This window comes from Comamonas kerstersii, assembly GCF_008801935.1.
Classification (GTDB): Bacteria; Pseudomonadota; Gammaproteobacteria; order Burkholderiales; family Burkholderiaceae_C; genus Comamonas; species Comamonas kerstersii.
In genome coordinates, this window is record NZ_VZOT01000004.1 from 1 (window position 1) to 20,564 (window position 20,564).

Annotated in this window: 23 protein-coding genes and 1 tRNA gene; 12 read left to right on the plus strand and 12 right to left on the minus strand. The window is 59.9% G+C overall.

The window, feature by feature from the left end:
* From F7P80_RS07310 to F7P80_RS07355, 10 genes are all read left to right on the plus strand, one after another.
* A partial coding sequence (locus F7P80_RS07310; RefSeq protein ID WP_211372002.1) for an electron transfer flavoprotein subunit alpha/FixB family protein occupies nt 1-485 on the plus strand: 485 nt, incomplete at its 5' end.
* 341 nt (nt 486-826) lie between these two features.
* On the plus strand, nt 827-1,099 hold the full coding sequence (locus F7P80_RS07315; RefSeq protein WP_054066720.1) for an FmdB family zinc ribbon protein: 273 nt from the start codon (nt 827-829) through the stop codon (nt 1,097-1,099).
* Between the two features lie 8 nt (nt 1,100-1,107).
* Nucleotides 1,108-1,731: a DUF502 domain-containing protein gene (locus F7P80_RS07320; protein WP_151043703.1), complete on the plus strand. Its 624-nt coding sequence runs from the start codon at nt 1,108-1,110 to the stop codon at nt 1,729-1,731.
* A 45-nt stretch (nt 1,732-1,776) separates the two neighbouring features.
* Nucleotides 1,777-3,579, plus strand: coding sequence for an aspartate--tRNA ligase (gene aspS, locus F7P80_RS07325; protein WP_054066722.1), 1,803 nt, complete (start codon nt 1,777-1,779; stop codon nt 3,577-3,579).
* Nucleotides 3,580-3,715: 136 nt separating this feature from the next.
* Nucleotides 3,716-4,189 (plus strand): dihydroneopterin triphosphate diphosphatase, encoded by a 474-nt coding sequence (nudB, locus tag F7P80_RS07330; RefSeq protein ID WP_054066723.1) that lies wholly within the window; start codon nt 3,716-3,718, stop codon nt 4,187-4,189.
* Between the two features lie 29 nt (nt 4,190-4,218).
* Complete coding sequence (locus F7P80_RS07335; protein WP_054066747.1) at nt 4,219-4,989, plus strand: endonuclease/exonuclease/phosphatase family protein; 771 nt, start codon at nt 4,219-4,221, stop codon at nt 4,987-4,989.
* A 68-nt stretch (nt 4,990-5,057) separates the two neighbouring features.
* A complete protein-coding gene (gene folE / locus F7P80_RS07340) occupies nt 5,058-5,798 on the plus strand; it encodes a GTP cyclohydrolase I (RefSeq protein WP_054066724.1) in 741 nt (246 codons plus the stop codon).
* 98 nt (nt 5,799-5,896) lie between these two features.
* Complete coding sequence (locus tag F7P80_RS07345) at nt 5,897-6,778, plus strand: EamA family transporter (protein WP_054066725.1); 882 nt, start codon at nt 5,897-5,899, stop codon at nt 6,776-6,778.
* Nucleotides 6,779-6,793: 15 nt separating this feature from the next.
* Complete coding sequence (locus F7P80_RS07350; protein WP_054066748.1) at nt 6,794-7,018, plus strand: hypothetical protein; 225 nt, start codon at nt 6,794-6,796, stop codon at nt 7,016-7,018.
* Between the two features lie 114 nt (nt 7,019-7,132).
* Nucleotides 7,133-7,780 (plus strand): LysE family translocator, encoded by a 648-nt coding sequence (locus tag F7P80_RS07355; protein WP_151043705.1) that lies wholly within the window; start codon nt 7,133-7,135, stop codon nt 7,778-7,780.
* Nucleotides 7,781-7,871: 91 nt separating this feature from the next.
* On the opposite strand, the gene F7P80_RS07360 is transcribed toward F7P80_RS07355, so the two are convergent.
* The 5 genes from F7P80_RS07360 to F7P80_RS07380 form a co-directional block, all read right to left on the minus strand.
* Nucleotides 7,872-9,374 carry an ABC transporter substrate-binding protein gene (locus F7P80_RS07360; RefSeq protein ID WP_151043707.1) on the minus strand — a complete coding sequence of 501 codons (1,503 nt, stop codon included), beginning with the start codon at nt 9,372-9,374 and terminating at the stop codon, nt 7,872-7,874.
* A gap of 148 nt (nt 9,375-9,522) precedes the next feature.
* Nucleotides 9,523-10,389, minus strand: a complete 867-nt coding sequence (locus F7P80_RS07365; protein ID WP_211372003.1) for an ATP-binding cassette domain-containing protein — start codon at nt 10,387-10,389, stop codon at nt 9,523-9,525.
* Nucleotides 10,386-11,429, minus strand: coding sequence for an ABC transporter ATP-binding protein (locus F7P80_RS07370; protein WP_151043711.1), 1,044 nt, complete (start codon nt 11,427-11,429; stop codon nt 10,386-10,388). The genes F7P80_RS07365 and F7P80_RS07370 overlap by 4 nt, the downstream gene beginning before the upstream one ends.
* Nucleotides 11,430-11,447: 18 nt before the next feature.
* The gene (locus tag F7P80_RS07375) at nt 11,448-12,293 is read right to left on the minus strand and encodes an ABC transporter permease (RefSeq protein ID WP_054066730.1); all 846 of its coding nucleotides are present in this window, start codon (nt 12,291-12,293) and stop codon (nt 11,448-11,450) included.
* A complete protein-coding gene (locus F7P80_RS07380; protein WP_058879683.1) occupies nt 12,290-13,252 on the minus strand; it encodes an ABC transporter permease in 963 nt (320 codons plus the stop codon). Before F7P80_RS07380 ends, F7P80_RS07375 begins: the two co-directional genes overlap by 4 nt.
* Before the next feature lie 204 nt (nt 13,253-13,456).
* Between F7P80_RS07380 and F7P80_RS07385 the strand changes: the two genes are divergently transcribed.
* Nucleotides 13,457-13,708 (plus strand): YfhL family 4Fe-4S dicluster ferredoxin, encoded by a 252-nt coding sequence (locus tag F7P80_RS07385; RefSeq protein WP_054066732.1) that lies wholly within the window; start codon nt 13,457-13,459, stop codon nt 13,706-13,708.
* 59 nt (nt 13,709-13,767) lie between these two features.
* On the opposite strand, the gene pth is transcribed toward F7P80_RS07385, so the two are convergent.
* The 7 genes from pth to F7P80_RS07420 form a co-directional block, all read right to left on the minus strand.
* Entirely contained in the window at nt 13,768-14,421 is a 654-nt protein-coding gene (gene pth / locus F7P80_RS07390; protein WP_054066749.1) for an aminoacyl-tRNA hydrolase, read from the minus strand.
* Nucleotides 14,422-14,543: 122 nt separating this feature from the next.
* Nucleotides 14,544-15,161: a 50S ribosomal protein L25/general stress protein Ctc gene (locus F7P80_RS07395; protein ID WP_151043713.1), complete on the minus strand. Its 618-nt coding sequence runs from the start codon at nt 15,159-15,161 to the stop codon at nt 14,544-14,546.
* 128 nt (nt 15,162-15,289) lie between these two features.
* The gene (locus F7P80_RS07400; protein ID WP_054066734.1) at nt 15,290-16,249 is read right to left on the minus strand and encodes a ribose-phosphate pyrophosphokinase; all 960 of its coding nucleotides are present in this window, start codon (nt 16,247-16,249) and stop codon (nt 15,290-15,292) included.
* A gap of 42 nt (nt 16,250-16,291) precedes the next feature.
* Nucleotides 16,292-16,368: transfer RNA gene (locus tag F7P80_RS07405), tRNA-Gln, on the minus strand.
* A 44-nt stretch (nt 16,369-16,412) separates the two neighbouring features.
* Nucleotides 16,413-17,276, minus strand: coding sequence for a 4-(cytidine 5'-diphospho)-2-C-methyl-D-erythritol kinase (ispE, locus tag F7P80_RS07410; RefSeq protein ID WP_151043715.1), 864 nt, complete (start codon nt 17,274-17,276; stop codon nt 16,413-16,415).
* 42 nt (nt 17,277-17,318) lie between these two features.
* Complete coding sequence (locus tag F7P80_RS07415) at nt 17,319-17,705, minus strand: lipoprotein insertase outer membrane protein LolB (protein WP_338107320.1); 387 nt, start codon at nt 17,703-17,705, stop codon at nt 17,319-17,321.
* Nucleotides 17,706-17,845: 140 nt separating this feature from the next.
* The gene (locus F7P80_RS07420; RefSeq protein ID WP_058879685.1) at nt 17,846-19,594 is read right to left on the minus strand and encodes a tetratricopeptide repeat protein; all 1,749 of its coding nucleotides are present in this window, start codon (nt 19,592-19,594) and stop codon (nt 17,846-17,848) included.
* 75 nt (nt 19,595-19,669) lie between these two features.
* Here F7P80_RS07420 and mutM point away from each other — a divergent pair, with 75 nt between their 5' ends.
* Nucleotides 19,670-20,488: a bifunctional DNA-formamidopyrimidine glycosylase/DNA-(apurinic or apyrimidinic site) lyase gene (gene mutM, locus F7P80_RS07425; protein ID WP_058879686.1), complete on the plus strand. Its 819-nt coding sequence runs from the start codon at nt 19,670-19,672 to the stop codon at nt 20,486-20,488.
* The last annotated feature ends 76 nt before the right edge of the window (nt 20,489-20,564 follow it).

Genomic DNA, 20,564 nt, shown 5'->3' on the forward strand with positions numbered 1-20,564 from the left:
CCGGCTTTGACGCTGCTGCTGCTACCGGCGGCTCTGCAGCCGTTGAAACCGTGGCGGCTGTGGCTGATTCGGGCAAGAGCGCCTTTGTGGGCCGTGAAGTGACCAAGAGCGACCGCCCTGAGCTGACCGCCGCCAAGATCATCGTCTCCGGTGGTCGTGCGCTGGGTTCGGCCGAGAAGTTCAACGAAGTCATCACCCCGTTGGCTGACAAGCTGGGCGCGGCCATTGGTGCTTCCCGTGCAGCTGTGGATGCAGGTTACGCCCCCAACGACCTGCAAGTGGGCCAGACTGGCAAGATCGTGGCACCTCAACTGTACATCGCAGCCGGTATTTCGGGCGCGATCCAGCACCTGGCAGGCATGAAGGACTCCAAGGTCATCGTGGCCATCAACAAGGACCCTGAGGCTCCCATCTTCTCGGTGGCGGACTATGGTCTGGAAGCGGACCTGTTTGCCGCAGTGCCTGAAATGGTGGGCAAGCTGTAAAAAGCTTTTCAGCTGCAAGGCTGCCAGTACAGGAGGAGCCGCAAGGCTCCTTTTGTTTTTGTAGCTGTCAGCGCTTGCTACATAAGCTCTGGAGTCATTTTTTACATAAACTCAGGCTGGCTGTGAGTGGCGGGCGGTTGAGGCTGCTGTCATTCACCGCAATACCGTCAGCACTCTTGCCAAGTGCCTGTCAAGCATGAAAGCGGGCTTCAAGTAAAATGGAGCGTTTTGCGTGAGGCATGGTCTGTGGCCTGTTCACGCAAGGCAGGAGCCAGTTGAAGCACTGGTTTCTTTTTCAACATTTCATGTTCTTCGCTTTAGCCTGAGCTGACTTTGTAGCTATGCCAATTTATGCGTACAAGTGTGGTGCCTGCGGCCACGCCAAGGATGTTCTCCAGAAGATGTCGGATACCCCGCTGACGGATTGCCCAGCTTGCGGTGCGGCTGCGTTTTCCAAGCAGCTGACAGCGCCTGGCTTCCAGCTCAAGGGTACGGGCTGGTATGCCACCGATTTCAAGGGTGGCTCCAGCAGCGCTGCTTCTGCAGCCCCTGCCTGCGATAACGGTGGCAGCGCCTGCGCCGCTGCCGGTTGCCCCGCTGCTGCGGAGGCCTAAGACCAGCTATGCCTGCATTGCGTAAATGGTTGCTGACCGGCTTGCTGGTCCTGGTGCCCGGCGTGATCACGGTCTGGGTGCTGCACTGGATCATCAGCACGCTGGACCAGACGCTGTATCTGTTGCCAGAGGCCTGGCAACCTGACCGGTTGCTGGGCATGCACATTCCAGGGTTTGGCGTGGTGCTGACACTGCTGGCTCTGCTGCTCATCGGTGCGATTGCCAGCAATTTTGTAGGCCGCAAGTTGGTGTCTTGGGGCGATGCCATCATCGCACGTATACCAGTGGTACGCTCGATCTATTCCAGCGTCAAGCAGGTATCGGACACCGTCTTCTCCGACAATGGCAATGCGTTTCGCACCGCCGTGCTGGTGCAGTGGCCCCGTGAAGGGGTGTGGACCCTGGGGTTCATCACCGGTACACCGGCGGGTGAGGTTGCGGGCTATTTGCATGACGAGTTTGTCAGCGTGTTCGTGCCGACCACGCCCAACCCCACAGGTGGCTACTTCGTGATGATGCGCAAGAGTGACTGTGTGGAGCTTGAAATGAGCGTGGACGCTGCGCTCAAGTACATCGTCTCCATGGGGGTGGTGGCGCCTCCGCCGCTGCCCGTGCCTGACGAAGAACGATAAACAACCTAAGAAAGCGCGTCCCACAAGGGCGCAGGAAGATAAATCATGGCCATGCGCTCTGAATATTGCGGTCTTGTGACCGAAGCCCTGATGGGCCAAACCGTTACCCTGTGTGGCTGGGTAAACCGTCGCCGTGACCACGGTGGCGTGATCTTTATTGACCTGCGTGACCGTGAAGGTTATGTGCAGGTGGTGTGCGACCCAGACCGCCCTGAAATGTTCAAGGTGGCTGAAGACATCCGCAACGAGTACTGCGTACAGGTCAAGGGCGTGGTGCGTGCACGTCCTGCAGGCACGACCAACGACAAACTCAAGAGCGGCCAGATTGAAGTGCTGTGCCATGAGCTGAACGTACTCAACGCATCGGTGACACCTCCCTTCCAGGTGGATGACGAGAACCTGTCCGAAAACGTGCGTCTCACCAACCGCGTGATGGACCTGCGCCGTCCCCAGATGCAGCGCAACCTGATGCTGCGCTACAAGACCTCCATCCAGGTGCGTAACTTCCTGGACAAGCTGGGTTTTGTAGACATCGAAACTCCCATGCTGGGCAAGTCCACCCCCGAAGGCGCTCGCGACTATCTGGTGCCTTCGCGCGTGCATGACGGCCAGTTCTTTGCGCTGCCCCAGTCGCCCCAGCTGTACAAGCAGATGCTGATGGTGGCGGGCTTTGACCGCTACTACCAGATCACCAAGTGCTTCCGCGATGAAGACCTGCGTGCGGATCGCCAGCCAGAATTTACCCAGATCGACTGCGAAACCTCCTTCCTGAGCGAAGAAGAAATTCGCGCCATCTTCCAGCAGATGATCTGCGAAGTGTTTCAGCAGCAGCTGGGCGTGGATCTGGGCGAGTTCCCCATCATGACCTACCAGGACGCGGCTTTCCGTTTTGGTTCGGACAAGCCTGACCTGCGCGTGAAGCTCGAATTCACTGAGCTGACCGATGTCATGGCCGATGTGGACTTCAAGGTGTTCTCCACCCCCGCTACTACCAAGGGTGGCCGCGTGGTGGCCCTGCGCGTGCCCGGTGGCGCACAGATTTCGCGTGGCGAGATCGACGGCTACACCGAGTTCGTGAAGATCTACGGTGCCAAGGGTCTGGCATGGATCAAGGTCAACGAAGTGGCCAAGGGCCGCGACGGTCTGCAGTCGCCCATCGTGAAGAACCTGCACGATGCAGCGATTGCTGAAATCTTGAAGCGCACGGGCGCTCAAGACGGCGACCTGATCTTCTTTGGCGCAGACAAGGAAAAGATCGTCAATGACTCCATCGGCGCACTGCGTCTGAAGATCGGCCACAGCGAATTCGGCAAGAAGAACGGCCTGTTCGAGGACAAGTGGGCACCGCTGTGGGTGGTGGACTTCCCCATGTTCGAGCATGACGAGGAAGAAGACCGCTGGGTGGCTGTGCACCACCCCTTCACATCGCCCAAGGACGGCCACGAAGACCTCATGGCGACCGATCCCGGCAAGTGCCTGGCCAAGGCCTACGACATGGTGCTCAACGGCTGGGAACTGGGTGGCGGCTCGGTGCGTATCCACCGCGCTGACGTGCAGGCCAAGGTGTTTGAAGCCCTGAAGATCACGCCCGAGCAGCAGCGAGCCAAGTTCGGCTACCTGTTGGACGCGCTGCAGTACGGTGCGCCTCCCCACGGTGGTCTGGCCTTCGGTCTGGACCGCCTGATCACGCTGATGACCGGTGCCGAGTCCATCCGTGACGTGATTGCCTTCCCCAAGACACAGCGTGCCCAGGACCTGCTGACCCAGGCACCTTCGCCTGTGGACGAAAAGCAGCTGCGCGAGCTGCACATTCGCCTGCGCAATCCTGACGCAGTGAAGGCATCGTAATTCGATTGCTCTGCAAATAAGAGCTGCTGGCGCTTGTGTATCAAGCGCTAGCAGCCAAAAACATAGAAGGCCTTTGTGGAAACGCAAAGGCCTTTTTGCATGAACAGGGCATGCTTTTGGTGTGAAGATGCAGGGGATGAAGCAGTGTGCTTACAAAATTGCCCAGTCTGTACTGGTGGTGATCTACACGGCGCAAGGCCAGGTCCTGCTGCTGCGGCGTACGCAGGGCGATGGTCTGGGCCAGGACTACTGGCAGCCCGTCACCGGCAGCAAGGATGCCGAGGATGAACCCTGGGCGCAGACGGCTGCGCGTGAGGTCTGGGAAGAAACGGGTATTGACGTCCATGCCCCGGGCTGTGAGTTGCATGACTGGGAACTGGAGAACGTCTATGCGATCTACCCACAGTGGCTGCACCGCTATGCACCGGGCACCTGTATGAATACAGAGCGGGTGTTTGGCCTACGGGTGCCACCGGACATCCGTGTAACCCTGAACCCTCGTGAACATACCGCGTTTGCATGGCATGCTTGGCGCGAGGCCGCGGATCGCTGCTATTCGCCTTCGAATGCGGAAGCGATTCTTCATCTGTCAGCTTTTCTTGTTCCATGACTTCTGAGCCTTCCATTTCTTTGCCACCCATGGAAACCACCGCTTCGGGCTTGCTGGTGCCCAGCGAGCCTGCGATCTTGCGTGTGGCCACCTACAACATTCACAAGGGTGTGCAGGGGCTGGGGCCGACGCGGCGGCTGGAAATCCACAACCTGGGGCTGGCTGTGGAACAGCTCGATGCCGACATCGTCTGCCTGCAAGAAGTGCGCAAGATGAACCGGCGCGAGGCGCAGTACTTTGACAACTGGCCCCATGTGCCGCAGGCTGAATTCCTGGCGCCTGAAGGCTATGAGGCCGTCTACCGCACCAATGCCTACACCAAGGACGGTGAGCATGGCAATGCGCTGCTCTCGCGCTGGCCGGTGCGTGACATCAAGCACCTGGATGTGTCCGACCACCGCTTCGAGCAGCGCGGCCTGCTGCATGCTGAAGTGATGTTCCAGGGTCGCTCGGTCCACACCGTGGTGGTGCACCTGGGCCTGATTGCAGGCAGCCGTGTGCGCCAGATTCAGCAGCTGCACCAGTTCATCGAGCGTGAGATTCCACCGGGCGCGCCCGTGGTGGTGGCGGGTGACTTCAATGACTGGGGTAGCCACATCAAGCATATGCTTGCCGGTTTTGGCCTGCATGAGTATGACGGCGATGGCAGTACACTGACCTATCCTTCACGCCTGCCTTTGGCGCAGCTGGATCATGTGTATGTCCGGGGACTGGAGCCTTTGAGCCTGATGGTGCCGCAGGGCCGCATCTGGTGGCGCATGTCGGATCACCTGCCACTGATTGCTGAATTCAGGCTATGAGCTTTCAGTATTTAATAGTATTTGATTATTGAATGCTGCCTCCATGATTCACTGTTACCATCCCGCCCATGTTTCAAGATTTGGTTGCCGCATCCGCTACACAGCCTGAGAGCCAAGATCCTCAAGGCAAGCCTGTTTCCCTCAAGATTCGAGAGCGGGTGCAGGCCGCTGGCCGCAGTTTTTTTGCCAACGACAATATCTCGGAATTCATCGAACCCGGCGAGCTGGAACAGCTGCTCGACGAAGTCGAGACCAAGATGCAGGGCGTGCTGGAGAGCATGGTCATTGACACGGCCAATGACCACAACACCAAGGCTACGGCCCGCCGTGTGGCCAAGATGTATCTGAAGGAAGTGTTTGCGGGCCGCTACCATGCGCAGCCCACCATCACCGAATTCCCCAATGCCAAGCACCTGAACGAGCTGATGATCGTCGGCCCCATCACGGTGCGTTCGGCCTGCAGCCACCATCTGTGCCCCGTCATGGGCAAGATCTGGATTGGTGTGATGCCCAACAAGAACACCAATGTGATTGGTCTGTCCAAGTACGCACGTCTGGTGGACTGGATCATGGGTCGCCCCCAGATTCAGGAAGAGGCCATCATCCAGCTGGCAGACCTGATCATGGAAAAAACCCGTCCTGACGGGCTGGCCGTGGTCATGGAGTGCTCGCACTTTTGCATGTCCTGGCGCGGTGTGCGCGAGACGGACAGCAAGATGCTCAACTCCGTCATGCGTGGTGCTTTCCTGAACGACCCCACGCTGCGTCGTGAATTCCTGTCGCTGATTCCCGGTCGCCGTCCGGATTAAGCAGCGACAATCGCTACTCCTGCCAAGGGCTGCGCCATGCGCAGCCCTTTTCGTTGGCTGTCCCGTTTTGCCTTGCGCATTCTTTCGCGCTGCCCTTCATGTCTTTGCAAGCCTTTGCCCTCATCATTTTTGCCGGTGTGATTCATGCGGGCTGGAACATTGCCGCCAAAAAAGCTGGGGGGGATGCGCGCTTTGCGTTTTTCACGTCTTTGCTGCTGATTGTGTTCTGGGCGCCCTTGGCCTGGTGGGTTGGGCGCGATGTGGTGGGCAGCTGGGGCTGGCAGGCCTGGGCGCTGGTGGCGGTCAGTGGCGTGTTGCATCTGGCCTATTACGTCATTTTGCTGCGCGGCTACCGCAAGGCCGACCTCACCGTGGTCTATCCGCTGGCGCGTGGCAGCGGGCCTTTGATCAGCTCGCTGTTTGCCATTGTGGTGCTGGGTGAGGAGATCTCGCAGCTGGGCATGCTCGGTGTGCTGGGCGTGGTGCTGGGGGTGTTTCTGATTGCAGGTGGCCCCGGTATGTTCAGGCTGCGCCATGATCCACAAGCGCGTCTGCGCCTGCATCAGGGCCTGTTTTATGGTGTGGTGACGGGTATCTTCATTGCCGCCTATACGGTGGTGGATGGCTATGGCGTCAAGGTGCTGCTGCTTTCGCCCATTCTGATTGACTACTTTGGCAGCTGCCTGCGCGTGGTGCTGCTCTCGCCCGTCATTTTGCGCAATGTGCAGGAGGCCAAATTCCTGTGGCAGCTGCAGTGGCGCTGGGCACTGCTGGTGGCTGTGGTCAGCCCCATTGCCTATGTGCTGGTGCTGTATGCCATGCAAAGTGCGCCCATCTCGCACGTGGCACCGGCGCGTGAAGTCTCCATGCTGTTTGCGGCCATCATCGGCGGCCACCTGCTGCGTGAGGGCGATCGCATGGTACGCATTGCGGGGGCCATCTTGATTGCCTTTGGCGTCACGGCCTTGGGGCTGGGGTAAATTGCAGCCATGGTGATGAAAAAGTTTTTGCAGGCACTGATGCTGGGCGCGGCCCTTGCGCTGCTGGGCACAGGTTCGGCCCACAGTGCTCCCGCTCCCTGGTACTGGTGGATCAGCAAGCACGATGGTCGCCAGATCTGCGCACAGTTCATGCCAGCCAAAGGCTGGGAGCGCGGTGCTGGCCCATTTGACAATGCGCAGTGCACTTCCAGACGCCGCTCACTGCTGCATGAGCGCTGAGTCCGCAGGGGGCTGGGCTGCCTGATCCCGTCACGCAGGCGCTTGGCATAGCCGCAGCCGCAGGCGCAGGCGTACAATCGGCGCTTTTGTGCGATTGCGAAAGCCTTTTGCCCCATGCCTGCCATTGATACCCTGATTGCTTTTTTTGGTGTTGCCGTGCTGCTGGCCCTGAGCCCCGGGCCGGATAACCTGTTTGTGCTGGTGCAGTCCGCACAGCGCGGCTGGCGGCTGGGCATGTGCGTGGTGGCAGGCCTGTGCCTGGGTATTCTGGTGCACACCACGGCGGTGGCGCTGGGCCTGGCTGCGGTGCTGGCAGCGTCGAGCACGGCGTTTACGGTGCTCAAGTGGTGTGGTGCTGCCTATCTGGCCTGGCTGGCCTGGGGGGCGCTGCGAGCGCCATCACAAGTCAGTGAAACGCCTGTGGGCAGCAGCGCGGCACAGCCTTTGCAACTGCGTGAAGCGCTGCGCATGGTGGGGCGTGGCGTGGTGATGAACATCACCAACCCCAAGGTGCTGATTTTCTTTCTGGCCTTTTTGCCGCAGTTTGCCGACCCGGCGCGCGGCAGCGTGGCCTGGCAGATTGCCTGCTTTGGTGCGGTGTTTGTGCTGGCGACCTTTTTGGTGCTTGGCGCAATTGCCTGCTTTTCCGGTGTGTTTGGCGGTCTGCTGCAGCGCTCAGCACGTGCGCAGTGGTGGCTGAACCGGCTGGCTGGCGTGGTGTTTCTGGGGCTGGCGGTGCGGCTGGCCACTACGCAAAGATAAAAAACAATAGCTGCTAGCGCTGATTTAAAAAGGACTTCAGATAGAAAACTATCTGAAGTCCTTTGTTTTCAAGCGCTGGTAGCTCTTTTTTTTAATTCTTCTCTGACCAGTGCAGAGCAGACAGGTCGTTCACAAAAATCGGCATGTCCTTCCACAGACCACGCAGGTTCTTGTTCGCAACCGTCACCCACTGCGGCTGGTACAGGAAGCCGTGGACGGCATCGTTGGCCAGCAGGCGCTGTGCCTGGCCCAGCAGCCGTGCACGGTCTGTGGGGTTGGGCGTGTGCTTGATCTTGTCGTACAGGTCGCGGAACTCCTGCGAGTCATAGGCCCAGTAGTAGTCAGGCTTGGCAAAGTTGCCCAGGTCAAAGGGCTCGACGTGGCTGATCATGGTCAGGTCGTACTGCTTGTTGCCATAGGTGCCAGACAGCCACTGCGCCCATTCCACGTTCTGCAGCTTGACTTCAATGCCCACCTTGGCCAGCTGGGCAGCAATAATTTCACCGCCCTGGCGCGCGTAGGGTGCGGGGGGCAGTGTCATGGTCAGTTTCAGGGGGAGCTTCACCCCCGCTTCAGCCAGCAGTGCCTTGGCTTTTTCAAGGTCGTGCGGGTTGATGCCCGTGGTGTCCACATAGCCAAAGGCACCGGGTACGTAATGGCTGCCAATGGGCTTGCCATAGCCTTCAGCAGCCCCTTCGATGACGGCCTTGCGGTCAATGGCTGCCGCAATCGCCTTGCGCACGCGCACATCGTTGAGTGGCTTTTTGCCGTTGTTAATGGCCAGAATGGTCTTGGCGCGTGAGCCGCTGACATGCACCTGAAAACGTGGGTCCTTGGCAAACTGCGGCACGCTGCGTGGAGCTGCGCGCGGGAAGGCATCCACGTCCCCTGCCAGCAGAGCAGCGACCTGGGCGGCCGCATCGGGGATGAAGCGGAAAGTGGCGCGTTTGATGCGGATCTTGTTCGCATCGCGGTATTCCGGCCAGGCCACCAACGTGACCGAGCTGCCCTTGCGCCATTGACCCAGCTGGTAGGGGCCGGTGCCCACGGGCTTGGTGCTGTTGGTGGCGGCGCTCTTGGGCTCGACGATGATGGCAGTTGCCTGACCGAGCAGGAACAGGAAGTCCGGGTCGATTTCCTCGGTGACGATTTCTACCGTGTGCGCGTCCTTGACGCTCACTTTCATGCCCGCAAAGCTGCGCTTGTCCTTGTTGGTGCTGCCTTCGCTGCCCGCACGGTCAAAGGAAAACTTCACGGCATCGGCATTGAAGGGTTCGCCGTTCTGGAACTTCACGCCCTTGCGCAGGCGGAAGGTGTAGGTCTTGAGATCGGGCGAGACATCCCAGCTTTCGGCCAGCATGGGCGAGACACTGCCATCGGGGTTGATCTTGGTGAGCGTCTCAAAGATGTTGTAGTGCGTGACCTCAGCAATCGAGGAAGAAGCGCTGGCCGTGGGGTCCAGCACCGGTGGCTCCAGCGTGAGCGCCAGCGTCACAGCATCCTTTTTGCTGGACTGGGCCATAGCGTGCAGAGGCACGATGGCAGCCAGGCTGGCGAGAGCGCTGGATGCCAGCAAGCTGCGGCGATGAATCATGGTGGAAGTTCTCCCTTGTGTCTCGTTGGATCGATGAAAACCGCGCAGGCCCGTGCACATGTCTGCCGTGCAGCGCGCAGATGGCGGCTCTCCAGTGTGTTCACACCCAGCTGTGCTGCACTGCACAGTCTTGTGAGCAGCCTGCTTTTTACACCAAGTTCTGCAGACTGGCCTGCGCCCGCAGATGACGCAGCGCACGTGCACGGCCCGGAGCGATCTGTGGCACGGCGTTGAGCAGGCTTTGCGTGTAGGGGTGGCGTGCATGCAGGAACAGCTGCTGTGGCGTGCCACACTCGACGATCTTGCCCTGCTGCATGACGGTGACTTCATCGCACAGGTGGTTGACCACGGCCAGATCATGGCTGATGAGCAGGTAGGTCATGCCAAAGCGCTGCTGCAGATCGAGCATCAGATTGAGCACCTGGGCCTGAATGGACACGTCCAGCGCACTCACGGGCTCATCGGCCACGATGAGCTTGGGGCGCGTAATCAGCGCACGTGCAATCGCAATGCGCTGGCGCTGGCCGCCTGAGAATTCGTGCGGGTATTTGTCCAGATCGCTGGGGTGCAGGCCGACTTCGACCAGGGCTTCTTCTGCCAGTTCGCGCTGTTCGCTGCGGCTGGAGCGGCTCAGGGCCTGCAGGGGCTCGGCAAGAATGGCGGCAATGCGCATGCGTGGGTCCAGTGATCCGTACGGGTCCTGAAACACCATCTGGTAGTTGCGGCGCATGTCGCGCAACGCACGGCTGCGCAGGCTGTGAATGTCATGGCCGTCCCACAGCACCTGGCCGCTGCTGGGGGTATCCAGCCCCATGGCAAGCCGTGCCAGCGTGGATTTGCCAGAACCAGACTCGCCCACAATGCCCAGATTGCGGCCGCTGTAGACCTTCAGGTCCACCCCCTGCAGGGCATGCAGAAACGCTGGTGCCTGCCACAGCTGGCGGCGTGGCAGGCGGTAGCTTTTGCTGACGGCCTGCAGTTGCAGCAGGGGCGGGCGCAGATCGTCGGGCTTCATTTCCATGCCTCCGTATTGCCGGGACGCATGGCCTCAGGGCGCAGGCAGCGCACCTGGTGCACGCCCAGACTGCTGTATTCGGCCTCATGGGGCTGAAAGCTGGGGATGCCTACGCGCGTGGGCCGCTCCTCGAAGCAGCGCTGTTCGGCAAACGAACAGCGGTCTGCAAATGTACAGCCACGTGGCAGAGCGCGCAGAGGCGGCACCGAACCTGGAATGGTCAGCAGGTCCATAGGCTTGCCGCTGGGCTGGCGGGGCGCATCCAGCCGTGGGCGCGCAGCCATCAGGCCGCGCGTATAGGGGTGGGCCATGTGGCGAAACAGGGCCGCAGTCGGGCCGCTTTCCACGACCTGACCGCCGTACATGACCAGCATGTCATCCACGTTCTGGGAGATCACGCCCAGGTCGTGCGAGATCAGGATGAGCGCCATGTCACGCTCTGCCACCACATCGTTGATCAGGTCGAGAATCTGTTGCTGCACGGTCACGTCCAGCGCAGTGGTGGGCTCGTCTGCAATCAACAGGTCTGGCTCGCAGGCCAGCGCCATGGCAATGGTGATGCGCTGGCGCTGGCCGCCGGAAAACTGGTGCGGGTAGTCATCCACGCGTGCGCTGGCATTGGGGATGCCCACGCGGCCGAGCAAATCTGTGGCGCGGCGCAGCGCCGCTGCACGGCTCAGACCCTGGTGGCGGATCATGGGCTCGGCCACTTGGCGCCCTATGGTGTGTACGGGGTTGAGGGCCGTCATGGGCTCCTGAAACACCATGGCCATGCGGTTGCCGCGCAGGGCCTGCCACGCGCTTTCGCTCTGGCCCACCAGCTCCTGACCGTTCCACAGTATGCTGCCGGTGACGCTGGCGTTGTCTGGCTGCAGCCCCATGAGGGTCTGCACCGTCAGCGATTTGCCGCTGCCCGACTCGCCGATGATGCCCAGCGCATGGCCGCGTTCAAGTTTGAAAGACACATGGCGCAGCGCCTGTACGGCACCTTGATCGCCACGCAGAAACAGATGGAGCCCGGTTACTTCAAGCAAAGGCATGGCAGTCTTTCTGAGGGCTTAGCGCTGGCGGTGCAGGCGGGGGTCCAGCAGATCGCGCAGACCATCGCCCAGCAGGTTCAGGCCCAGCACCGACAGGGCAATCGCCACGCCGGGGAAGATGGCCAACAGTGGGGCCTGGAACATCAAGGTCTGGGCATCGCTGAGCATGCGGCCCCACGATGGCTGGGGCGGCTGCGTGCCAAGGCCCAGATAGGACAGGGCCGCCTCGGCCAGAATGGCCAGCGCAAACTGAATGGTGGCCTGCACGATGAGCACGCCCATGATGTTGGGCAGCACGTGCTGGAAGGTAATGCTGAAACGGTTTTTGCCACAGGCACGCGCGGCGGTGATGTATTCCCGCGTCCAGATGGCATTGGCCGAGGCACGCGTGATGCGGGCAAAGGTTGGAATATTGAAGATGCCAATGGCAATGATGGCGTTGACCATGCTGGGGCCAAACACGGCCGTCATCATGATGGCCAGCAAAATGGCGGGAAAGGCAAAGGTGAAGTCACTCAGGCGCATGATGACTGCTTCCACCCAGCCGCGCAGGGCAGACGCCAGCAGGCCCAGGGCCACGCCAAAGACCAGGCCAATGCCCACGGCGATCACACCCACGGCAATGGAGCTGCGCGCACCCACCATGAGCTGTGAGAGTACATCGCGCCCGAAGGCGTCCGTGCCCAGCCAGTGCTGGCTGTCGGGCAGCAGCAGCTTGGCATCCATGTTCATGGCATAAGGGTCCCAGGGCGTCCAGATCAGGGACAGCAGGGCGCACAGCAGCAGGCAGCTGCTCAGCAGCATGCCCACCAGCAGGTTGGGCTGTCGCAGGCCACGCTGCCAGGCGGAAAAGGGCTGGCTCATAAGTCTCTGGCTTTCACGCGGGGGTCAATGACGGCGTAGAGCACATCCACTATGAAGTTGACCACGATGACCATGGCGGCAAGCAGCATGACGCAGTTGCGCACCACGATCAGATCCCGGTTGGCAATCGACTGAAAGATCAGCCGCCCCAGACCGGGCAGATAGAACACGTTTTCCACCACGATGGTGCCTGCCAGCAAATTGGCAAACTGCAGGCCCATGACGGTGATGACCGGAATCATGGCGTTGCGCAGCACATGGCCCCAGAGCACGGCACGCTGGCTCAGGCCCTTGGCGCGTGCAGTGCGCACAAAGTCTTCGCGCAGCACTTCCAGCACGGCCGAGCGTGTGATGCGCGCCAGAATCGCTGCCTGCACCACGGCCAGCGAAATGGCGGGCAGCAGCAGTGCCTGCAGCGCAGGCCAGAAACCTCCGCCTTCCTCGGCACTCCAGCCCGGAAAACCGCCTGCGGAAAACCATTGCAGCTTCACCGAAAACAGCAGAATCAACAGGATGGCAAACCAGAAATTCGGAATGGCAATACCCAGCTGTGCCAGACCCATGATGCTGATGTCGCCCAGCTTGTTGTGGTGCGAGGCCGCATAGACCCCTGCCAGCAGGGCCAGCACCGTGGTCAGCAGCATGGCCATCAGGGCCAGGGGAATGGTCAGCGCCAGGCGTTCCTGAATCAGCTCCCACACAGGGGAGTCATAGGCATAGCTGTCACCCAGATGGCCTGTGAAAAAGCCTTGTATCCACTGTGCGTAGCGTTGCAGGGCAGGCTGGTTCAGGCCCAGCTGCTCGGCCAGGGCGGCCACGGCTTCCGGATCGGCATCCGGCCCCATCAGCACCTGCGCTGCATTGCCCGGCAGAATTTCGAGCATGGCAAACACCACCACGGATGCACCCAGCAAGGTGGCAATCAGTGTGAGCAGGTGTCTGGCAAGAAAAACACTCATGAATACGAGAGGGTGAGGCGGTCAGAAAAAGTGGGCCCGAGCATAGCGGCAAACCCGGCGCAAAACCGCAGTGCGAATACGGAAGTGCGGACTATATCGCTGAGAGGGGGCGGCTGCACACGATAATTGGCAGATGTCCCCCGTATTCAAGCCCTGTGTGCCCGCGTTGTGCCGTGGTGGCGATCTCGACCAAGGAGGTGCGCTATGGCGCTGATGATCACTGATGAGTGCATTAACTGCGATGTGTGTGAGCCTGAGTGCCCCAATGATGCGATTTCAATGGGGGAGCTGATCTATGAAATCGACCCGCACAAATGCACGGAATGTGTGGGGCACTTTGATGAGCCGCAGTGCATGCAGGTCTGCCCGGTATCGTGCATTCCCGTCAATCCGGATTTCATGGAAAGCCGCGAAGTGCTGCTTAAAAAATATGAGCTGCTCACGCAGGCAAAATAAGGGTTTCAGGCATAAATAAGCTGCAAACCCTTATTAATACTGCGCAAGCAGCTATGTTTTTAAGCTTGGCCTGATTGGGGCTGCGCCGCAGTGCCTGCGGCCTGCTCTGGCGCTGGCTTGCGTGGTGGCTTGGGGCGTGGTGGTTTATTGGTGTTGATCTGGGCCGTGGCCTTTTCCATGTCACCTGCCACCAGCAGCGGCCAGGCTTTGAGGCTGCGGTCAATTTGCTCGTGAATGGCGTTCCACTGCTCCTGTGGTGGCTTCTTGAGCACCCAGCCTGAGACCTCGCCCTTTTGTCCGGGGTGGCCAATGCCCACACGCAGGCGCCAGTAGTCAGGGCTGCCCAGCTGGGCGTGGATATCGCGCAGGCCATTGTGCCCGCCGTGGCTGCCGCCCTTTTTGAGCTTGACCTGGCCGGGTTCAAAGTCCAGCTCGTCATGCACGACCAGCACTTCCTCGGGCTTGATCTTGAAAAAGCGCGCCAGAGCGCCTACCGACTTGCCCGACAGGTTCATAAAGGTCTGCGGCTGCAGCAGCCACACAGCCTGCCCCTGTACATTGGCGCGTGCCACCAGGCCCCAGTAGCTGCGCTCGGGCTGCAGATGCACCTTGAGTTCACGTGCCAGCCCGTCAATCCACCAGAAGCCGGCGTTGTGACGGGTGTCTTCGTATTCCGGACCTGGATTGCCAAGGCCCACAAACAGTTTGATCATGTTGCGATTATCGGATGTGCCAAAGTCCACGGTATGTGCGCCGCAAAACAAATGGCCCACACAAGGTGGGCCATTTGTTTTGCCTACAGCCCCGGAAGGCTGTAGCGACAGGCAAAAAAGAATTACTTCTTCTTCTTCTTGTCGGTGGTGGCGGCAGCCACAGGAGCTGCAACAGCAGCTTCAGGCAGCTTCACGGACACCAGAGCGGGGTTCTTGTTCGCGCCGCGAGCAATGATCTTCACGCCAGCAGGAGTCTTCACGGACTGCAGACCGGGGATGATCTTGGAAGTCAGCTTGGACAGGTCCACAGCGATGAACTCAGGAGTCTTGGCAGGAGCTGCCAGCACGGACACTTCAGTGATCAGAGGAGTCACAGTGCCGTTTTCCACGGTCACAGCAGGAGACTGCTCAGCGTTTTCGTAACGCAGGGCCACCTTGGATTCCACCTTGGTGTTCTCGTCCACGCGCTGGAAGTCGATGTGCAGCACCAGGGGCTTGAAGGGGTGGAATTGCACGTCGCGCAGCACAACCTTGGTGGTCTGGCCGTCCAGTTCCAGGTCCAGGATCGAAGTGTGGAAAGCTTCCTTCTTCAGAGCGTGGAACAGGTTGTTGTGATCGACTTCGATCTTCACAGCATCTTGGCCAGCGCCAAACAGGATGCCAGGGGTCTTACCAGTAATACGCAGGCGGCGGCTCGCACCCGTACCTTGCAGATTGCGCGTAGTTGCGACGATTTGCATAACAAACTCCAGTTTGAGTGGACCGCGACCAGTCCCACTCGGTTGATAACAAGGCTGTTGCCTTGGATGAAATTTCGGAAAACGCAAGCCTCCCGAAGGAGGCTCACAGCTTTCCGAAGGGAAAACGTTTAGTCCTGGAACAGGCTGCTGACCGAATCACCAGACGAAATACGCTGCATGGTTTCGGCAAACAGAGGAGCCACGGAGAGCTGGCGAATCTTGCCGCAAGCCTGTGCCGCAGGGCTCAGAGGAATCGTGTTGGTCACTACGACTTCGTCGAGCGCATCGCCTTCGGAAATACGCTGGATGGCAGGGCCGGAGAAGATGGGGTGTGTGCAGTAGGCATACACCTTCTTGGCGCCACGCTGCTTCAGGACTTCGGCAGCCTTCACCAGTGTGCCTGCGGTGTCGATCATGTCGTCCATGATCACGCAGTTGCGGCCGTCGATGTCACCAATCACGTGCATCACTTCCGACACGTTGGCCTTGGGACGACGCTTGTCGATGATGGCCAGATCGCACCCCAGCTGCTTGGCCAGTGCACGTGCACGCACCACGCCACCCACGTCAGGAGAGACAACGATCAGATCGTCGTACTGCTTCTGCTTCAGGTCACCCAGCAATACGGGCGAAGCGTAGATGTTGTCCACGGGAATGTCGAAGAAACCCTGGATCTGGTCAGCGTGCAGGTCCATGGTCAGGACGCGGTTCACGCCAGCGGCCTGCAGCATGTTGGCGACCACCTTGGCGGTGATAGGCACACGTGTGGAACGCACGCGGCGATCCTGACGGGCATAGCCAAAGTAGGGAATCACAGCGCAGATGCTTTGTGCGGAAGCACGCTTCAAGGCATCGACCATGACCAACAACTCCATCAGGTTGTCATTGGTTGGTGCGCATGTAGGCTGGACCACAAAAACGTCGCGGGTGCGGACGTTTTGCTTGATTTCTACGGTCACTTCACCGTCAGAAAAACGACCAACATCGGCTGCGCCCAGAGACGCGCCGAGGTGCTTGGCGATTTCTTCGGCCATGCCACGATTGGCGTTGCCCGTAAAAACCACGAATTCAGAGTGATTGGATTGCATGAGCTTCCCAGTATTGGGTTTGCTTAAACGCATAAAGATATTTGGCAGGGGAGGAAGGACTCGAACCCTCGCATGCCGGAATCAAAATCCGGTGCCTTAACCAACTTGGCGACTCCCCTACACAGGTCAATTGTCGTCGATAACAATCAACCGGTAGCTTGGTTTATTCTGGAACCCAGTGCAGCAAAGGGTGTTTATCCAGATTTTTGCAAAGTTTGATTTGCCAGCTACTGCTCGCAGCTTGTAAATCAATGTCTTTACTGTCTTGTGCAAACACTGCACTACCTGAGCCCGTCATTGTAGCACGCAATCCTTGGGATTGAAGCCAATTGGTAACTTGCGTTACGTCCTGACACAGCGCTTCAGCAACTGGCTGCAAGTCGTTGTGGCCAAAGCCGTAGTGATCTGCAGCAAAGTCTGCGATTGTAGCAGACTTTGTGTCGCGTTTGAGCTCAGGCGAGCGAAAGATGCTGGGCGTGTCCAGCCCCGCCTGGGGTTTGATGACCCAGAAGCTGCTGGCGGGTAAGGCTGCATTGCCTTCCAGCGGCGTGATGTGCTCACCAATGCCTTCGACCCAGGCGTTGTGACCATGAATGAAGAAAGGCACATCGGCTCCCAGACGCACGCCAATGTCTGCCAGCTGCTGGCGGTTCAACCCCAGCCTCCAGAGGCGGTTGAGCGCGATGAGTGTGGTGGCTGCATCCGAGGAGCCGCCGCCCATGCCGGCCTGCGAGGGAATGTGCTTGTCAATCGCAATGCGTACGCCCTGTGTGCAGCCTGTGGCTGCCTGCAGTGCTCTGGCTGCACGCACGCACAGATCGTCAGCGGGCAGCTCCGGAGCGCCGGGGTTCAGGTCCTGGCGAGAGACTTCGCTGCTGCCCTGCAGGCTTTCAAAGTGCAGCTGGTCTTGCCAGTCGATCAACATGAAGACCGACTGCAGCAGGTGGTAGCCGTCCGCACGGCGGCCAGTGATGTGCAGAAACAGATTGAGTTTGGCCGGGGCCGGAACGTCGTACAGGCTGAGCATGAGAAAGTTTGGGGCAGCCCTGGGCTGCCGCTGGTATTTACTTTACTGAAGCGGTTGCAGCACCACGCGCAAGGTAGCCTGAGGTGGTGGGCTGATGCGCTGTGCCGTAATGCGGCCCTGTGCGTGGCGGCTGAGGTCCACCTGCCAGCCTTCAGCTGTCATGGGCTGGCCTTGCAGCCAGCTGAACAGTGCCTGCACTGGCAGTTCTGTGCCAAGGCTCAGGCGAAGCAGCTCCTGCAGGGAGTCGGAGTGGCGCATCTGACTGCCTTGTTGCAGTACTGCATGCTCCGGGGTCCACTGCAGCCTGGCAATCTGGGAGCCAAACGGATTGAAAACATCGAGCTGGCCTTGCTCTGCAGAGCCCTGCAACTGGAAAGAAGCGCTGAAGGACTGCTCCTGTGCCATGGGGTCATGCACTTGCAGACCCATTCGGCCACTCCAGGATGTGCGGGCGGTGTCCTGTGGGCGAGGTGGCGTGCTGCATGCCGACAGCGCCAATGCGGCCGCCAGTCCCAGCCAGCATGCTCGGCGATGTAGTAGGAAAGAGAGTGTGCTGGTGTGCATGGTGATCAGGGACGAACTTGCAGACGTTCCAGGGTGGCGCGCAGCACGCTGTTGTCAGCATCTGCTTCCATGGCTTTGCGCCAGATCTTGCGGGCACGCTTTTTGTCGCCCAGCTCCCACAACACTTCGCCGAGGTGGGCTGCAATTTCCACGTCATCGCGCTGGGCGTAGGCTTGTTCCAGCAGCTCCTTGGCTTTGCCGTGATTGCCCATGCGAAACTCCACCCATCCCAAGCTGTCAAGGATGAAGGGGTCATCAGGCGCCAGTTGCAGGGCCTGCTCAATCAACTCCTTGGCTTCTGGCAGTCGTATGCCACGGTCGGCATAGGAGTAGCCCAGGGCATTGAGTGCGTGGTGGTAGTCGGGTTGCTTGGCAAGAATGCCTTGCAAAATCTTTTCCATGACCTCCAGCTTGCCTGCACGCTCTGCCAGGATGGCAGTTTCATAGGCAATGTCCGCGTTGTCCGGATGCTGGTCATACAGCGTGCGCTGCAGCAGATAGGCTTCTTGCACTGCGTTGCTGTCGCGCAGCAGCGCAACTTCAGCCTGGCGCTTGCGAATGATCTGCTCCTTGGACTGAGCAGGTACAGCACGAATCAAGGCGCGGCCCTGTGCCAGCTTGCCTTGCTTGGCCAGTGCCAGTGCCTTGAGGCTCTGGAGGTTCAGGTCATTGTCACTGTCGGGGATCTTGTTCAGCCAGAGGGTGGCCTGTGCATAGTCTTTTTGCTGCATGGCGATGCGTCCGCCAAGCAAATAGGCTTCGCTGAGTACCTGCTCCTGCTGAGGGTCAGACGAAAGAGACTGCTTGCTGGCCAGATTTTCCACGCGGCGTACGGCTTTCAGCGCCTGCTTCCAGTCGCTTTGCAGTGCATATGCGCTGGCCTGTACCAGCCAGGCTTCTGCCATTTCCGGGTTGGACATCAGCAAAGTGTTGAGCTGCTGCTGTGCATCCGCGATGCGGTTCTGGCCGATCAGCACGCGCGCATAGGCAAGCTGTATCGGGGATGCAGGGTCGTTGGCCATGTATTCCTGAACCAGAGCCTCGGCAGCGAGCTCTCCGGCCTGCAGCAGTTCCAGCGCCAGCAGGGCAGTGGCGGAATCCATGGAGCCTGCGGCATGGGCATGCTGCAAGGCCTGCAGTGCCAGATCCTTTTGCTTGGCCGTCAGGCGCATGTGGCCGATGGTGGACCAGGCAGCTGCAGCGAGCTTGGGGTTTTGCAGATCCTGCTGCAGCGCTTGTTCTACGACGGCAGCGGCCAGAGCCTTGTCAGAAACGCGTCCATAGAGCTGGAGGATGCCTAGATATGTAGCGGTCTTGGCAGCGGGGTCCGTCCATGCCACTTCACGGGCCAGAGGCTCCTGCGTCTCGGAGACACGATTGAGCAGCAGCAGCACGTGCAGCAGAAAACGGTTGGCTTCACGCGAATCGGGAAAGTTCTGCTGCCATTCATTGGCGACAGACAGTGCACGAGGCCCGGCACGTGACTGCAGGGCCAGCTCTGCGGCACGCTGGTAGATCGCCTCGTCCTGGCTGTTGCGTGCGGCTTCCATCAGCAGAGCAATGGCGTTGACGAAATCCCCCTGTGCGGCAGACATCTCTCCCACGAGCAGCTCGTAAAACAGCTCGCCGTCCAGCGCGGAGGGCAGAGGTGTGCTGCTGGCAGGGCTGCCGATGGGCGGTGTGCTTTCCGCTGCCGGGGCCTTCTGGGCCTGAGCAGGCAGTGTTCCGAGAACAAGGGAAGTGATCAGGGCCAAGCGCCATTTATGAAGTATGGAAACCATCGAACCATAATAATCCAAGCCTTTACCTGCTGTACGCCAAACGCCAAGATGCCAGAACTTCCAGAGGTTGAAGTCACCCGCCGCAGTTTTGCCCGCGAGATCGCGGGAGCCCACATATTGGCTGTCACCATGGGCAAGCCCTTGCGCTGGCCACTGGGCTGCGCGCCACAGCAGCTGGTGGGCGCCCAGGTGCTGCAGGTACGCAGGCGTGGCAAATACCTGCTGCTGGATCTGGATCGCGGCATGCTCATGGTGCATCTGGGGATGTCAGGCAGTCTGCGGTTTGCGCCTGATCTGCCGCCAGCGGGCAAGCATGACCACTTTGAGATGCGTACAGACCGCGGGGTGCTGCGTCTGCATGACCCACGCCGCTTTGGTGCGGTGATTGCCACGCAGGGCGAGCACGACCCTGTGGCACGCAAACTGCTTGATGGCCTGGGTATGGAGCCGCTGGACGAGCAAAGCTACAGCTGGCCACGCTTTCAGCATGGGCTGCAGAGCAGCCGCACACCCATCAAGCAATTGCTGCTGGGTGGCAAGCTGGTGGTGGGCGTGGGCAATATCTATGCGTCTGAAGTGCTGTTTGCCAGCCGTATTGCACCGACTGCACCAGCCAACACCATCAGTACCATCAAGGCCAGGCGGCTGTTTCATGCCATTCGTGAGACGCTGGCGCTGGCGGTAGAGCATGGGGGCACGACGCTGCGGGACTTTTCCAGCGCAGATGGCATGGCGGGGCACTTCCAGCTGCAGACCAAGGTGTATGGCCGTGAGGGCCTGCCCTGTGTGCATTGCGCACGCCCCGTCGTATTGCTGCGACAGGGGCAGCGAAGTACCTACTACTGTGCTTCTTGTCAAAAGCTCTAGCCAAAGCGTAGCCGGGCGATGAGCAGTCTGGTTATATTCAGAAGCTTTGAGAGGCAATCACAGCGAAGAGGGAGAA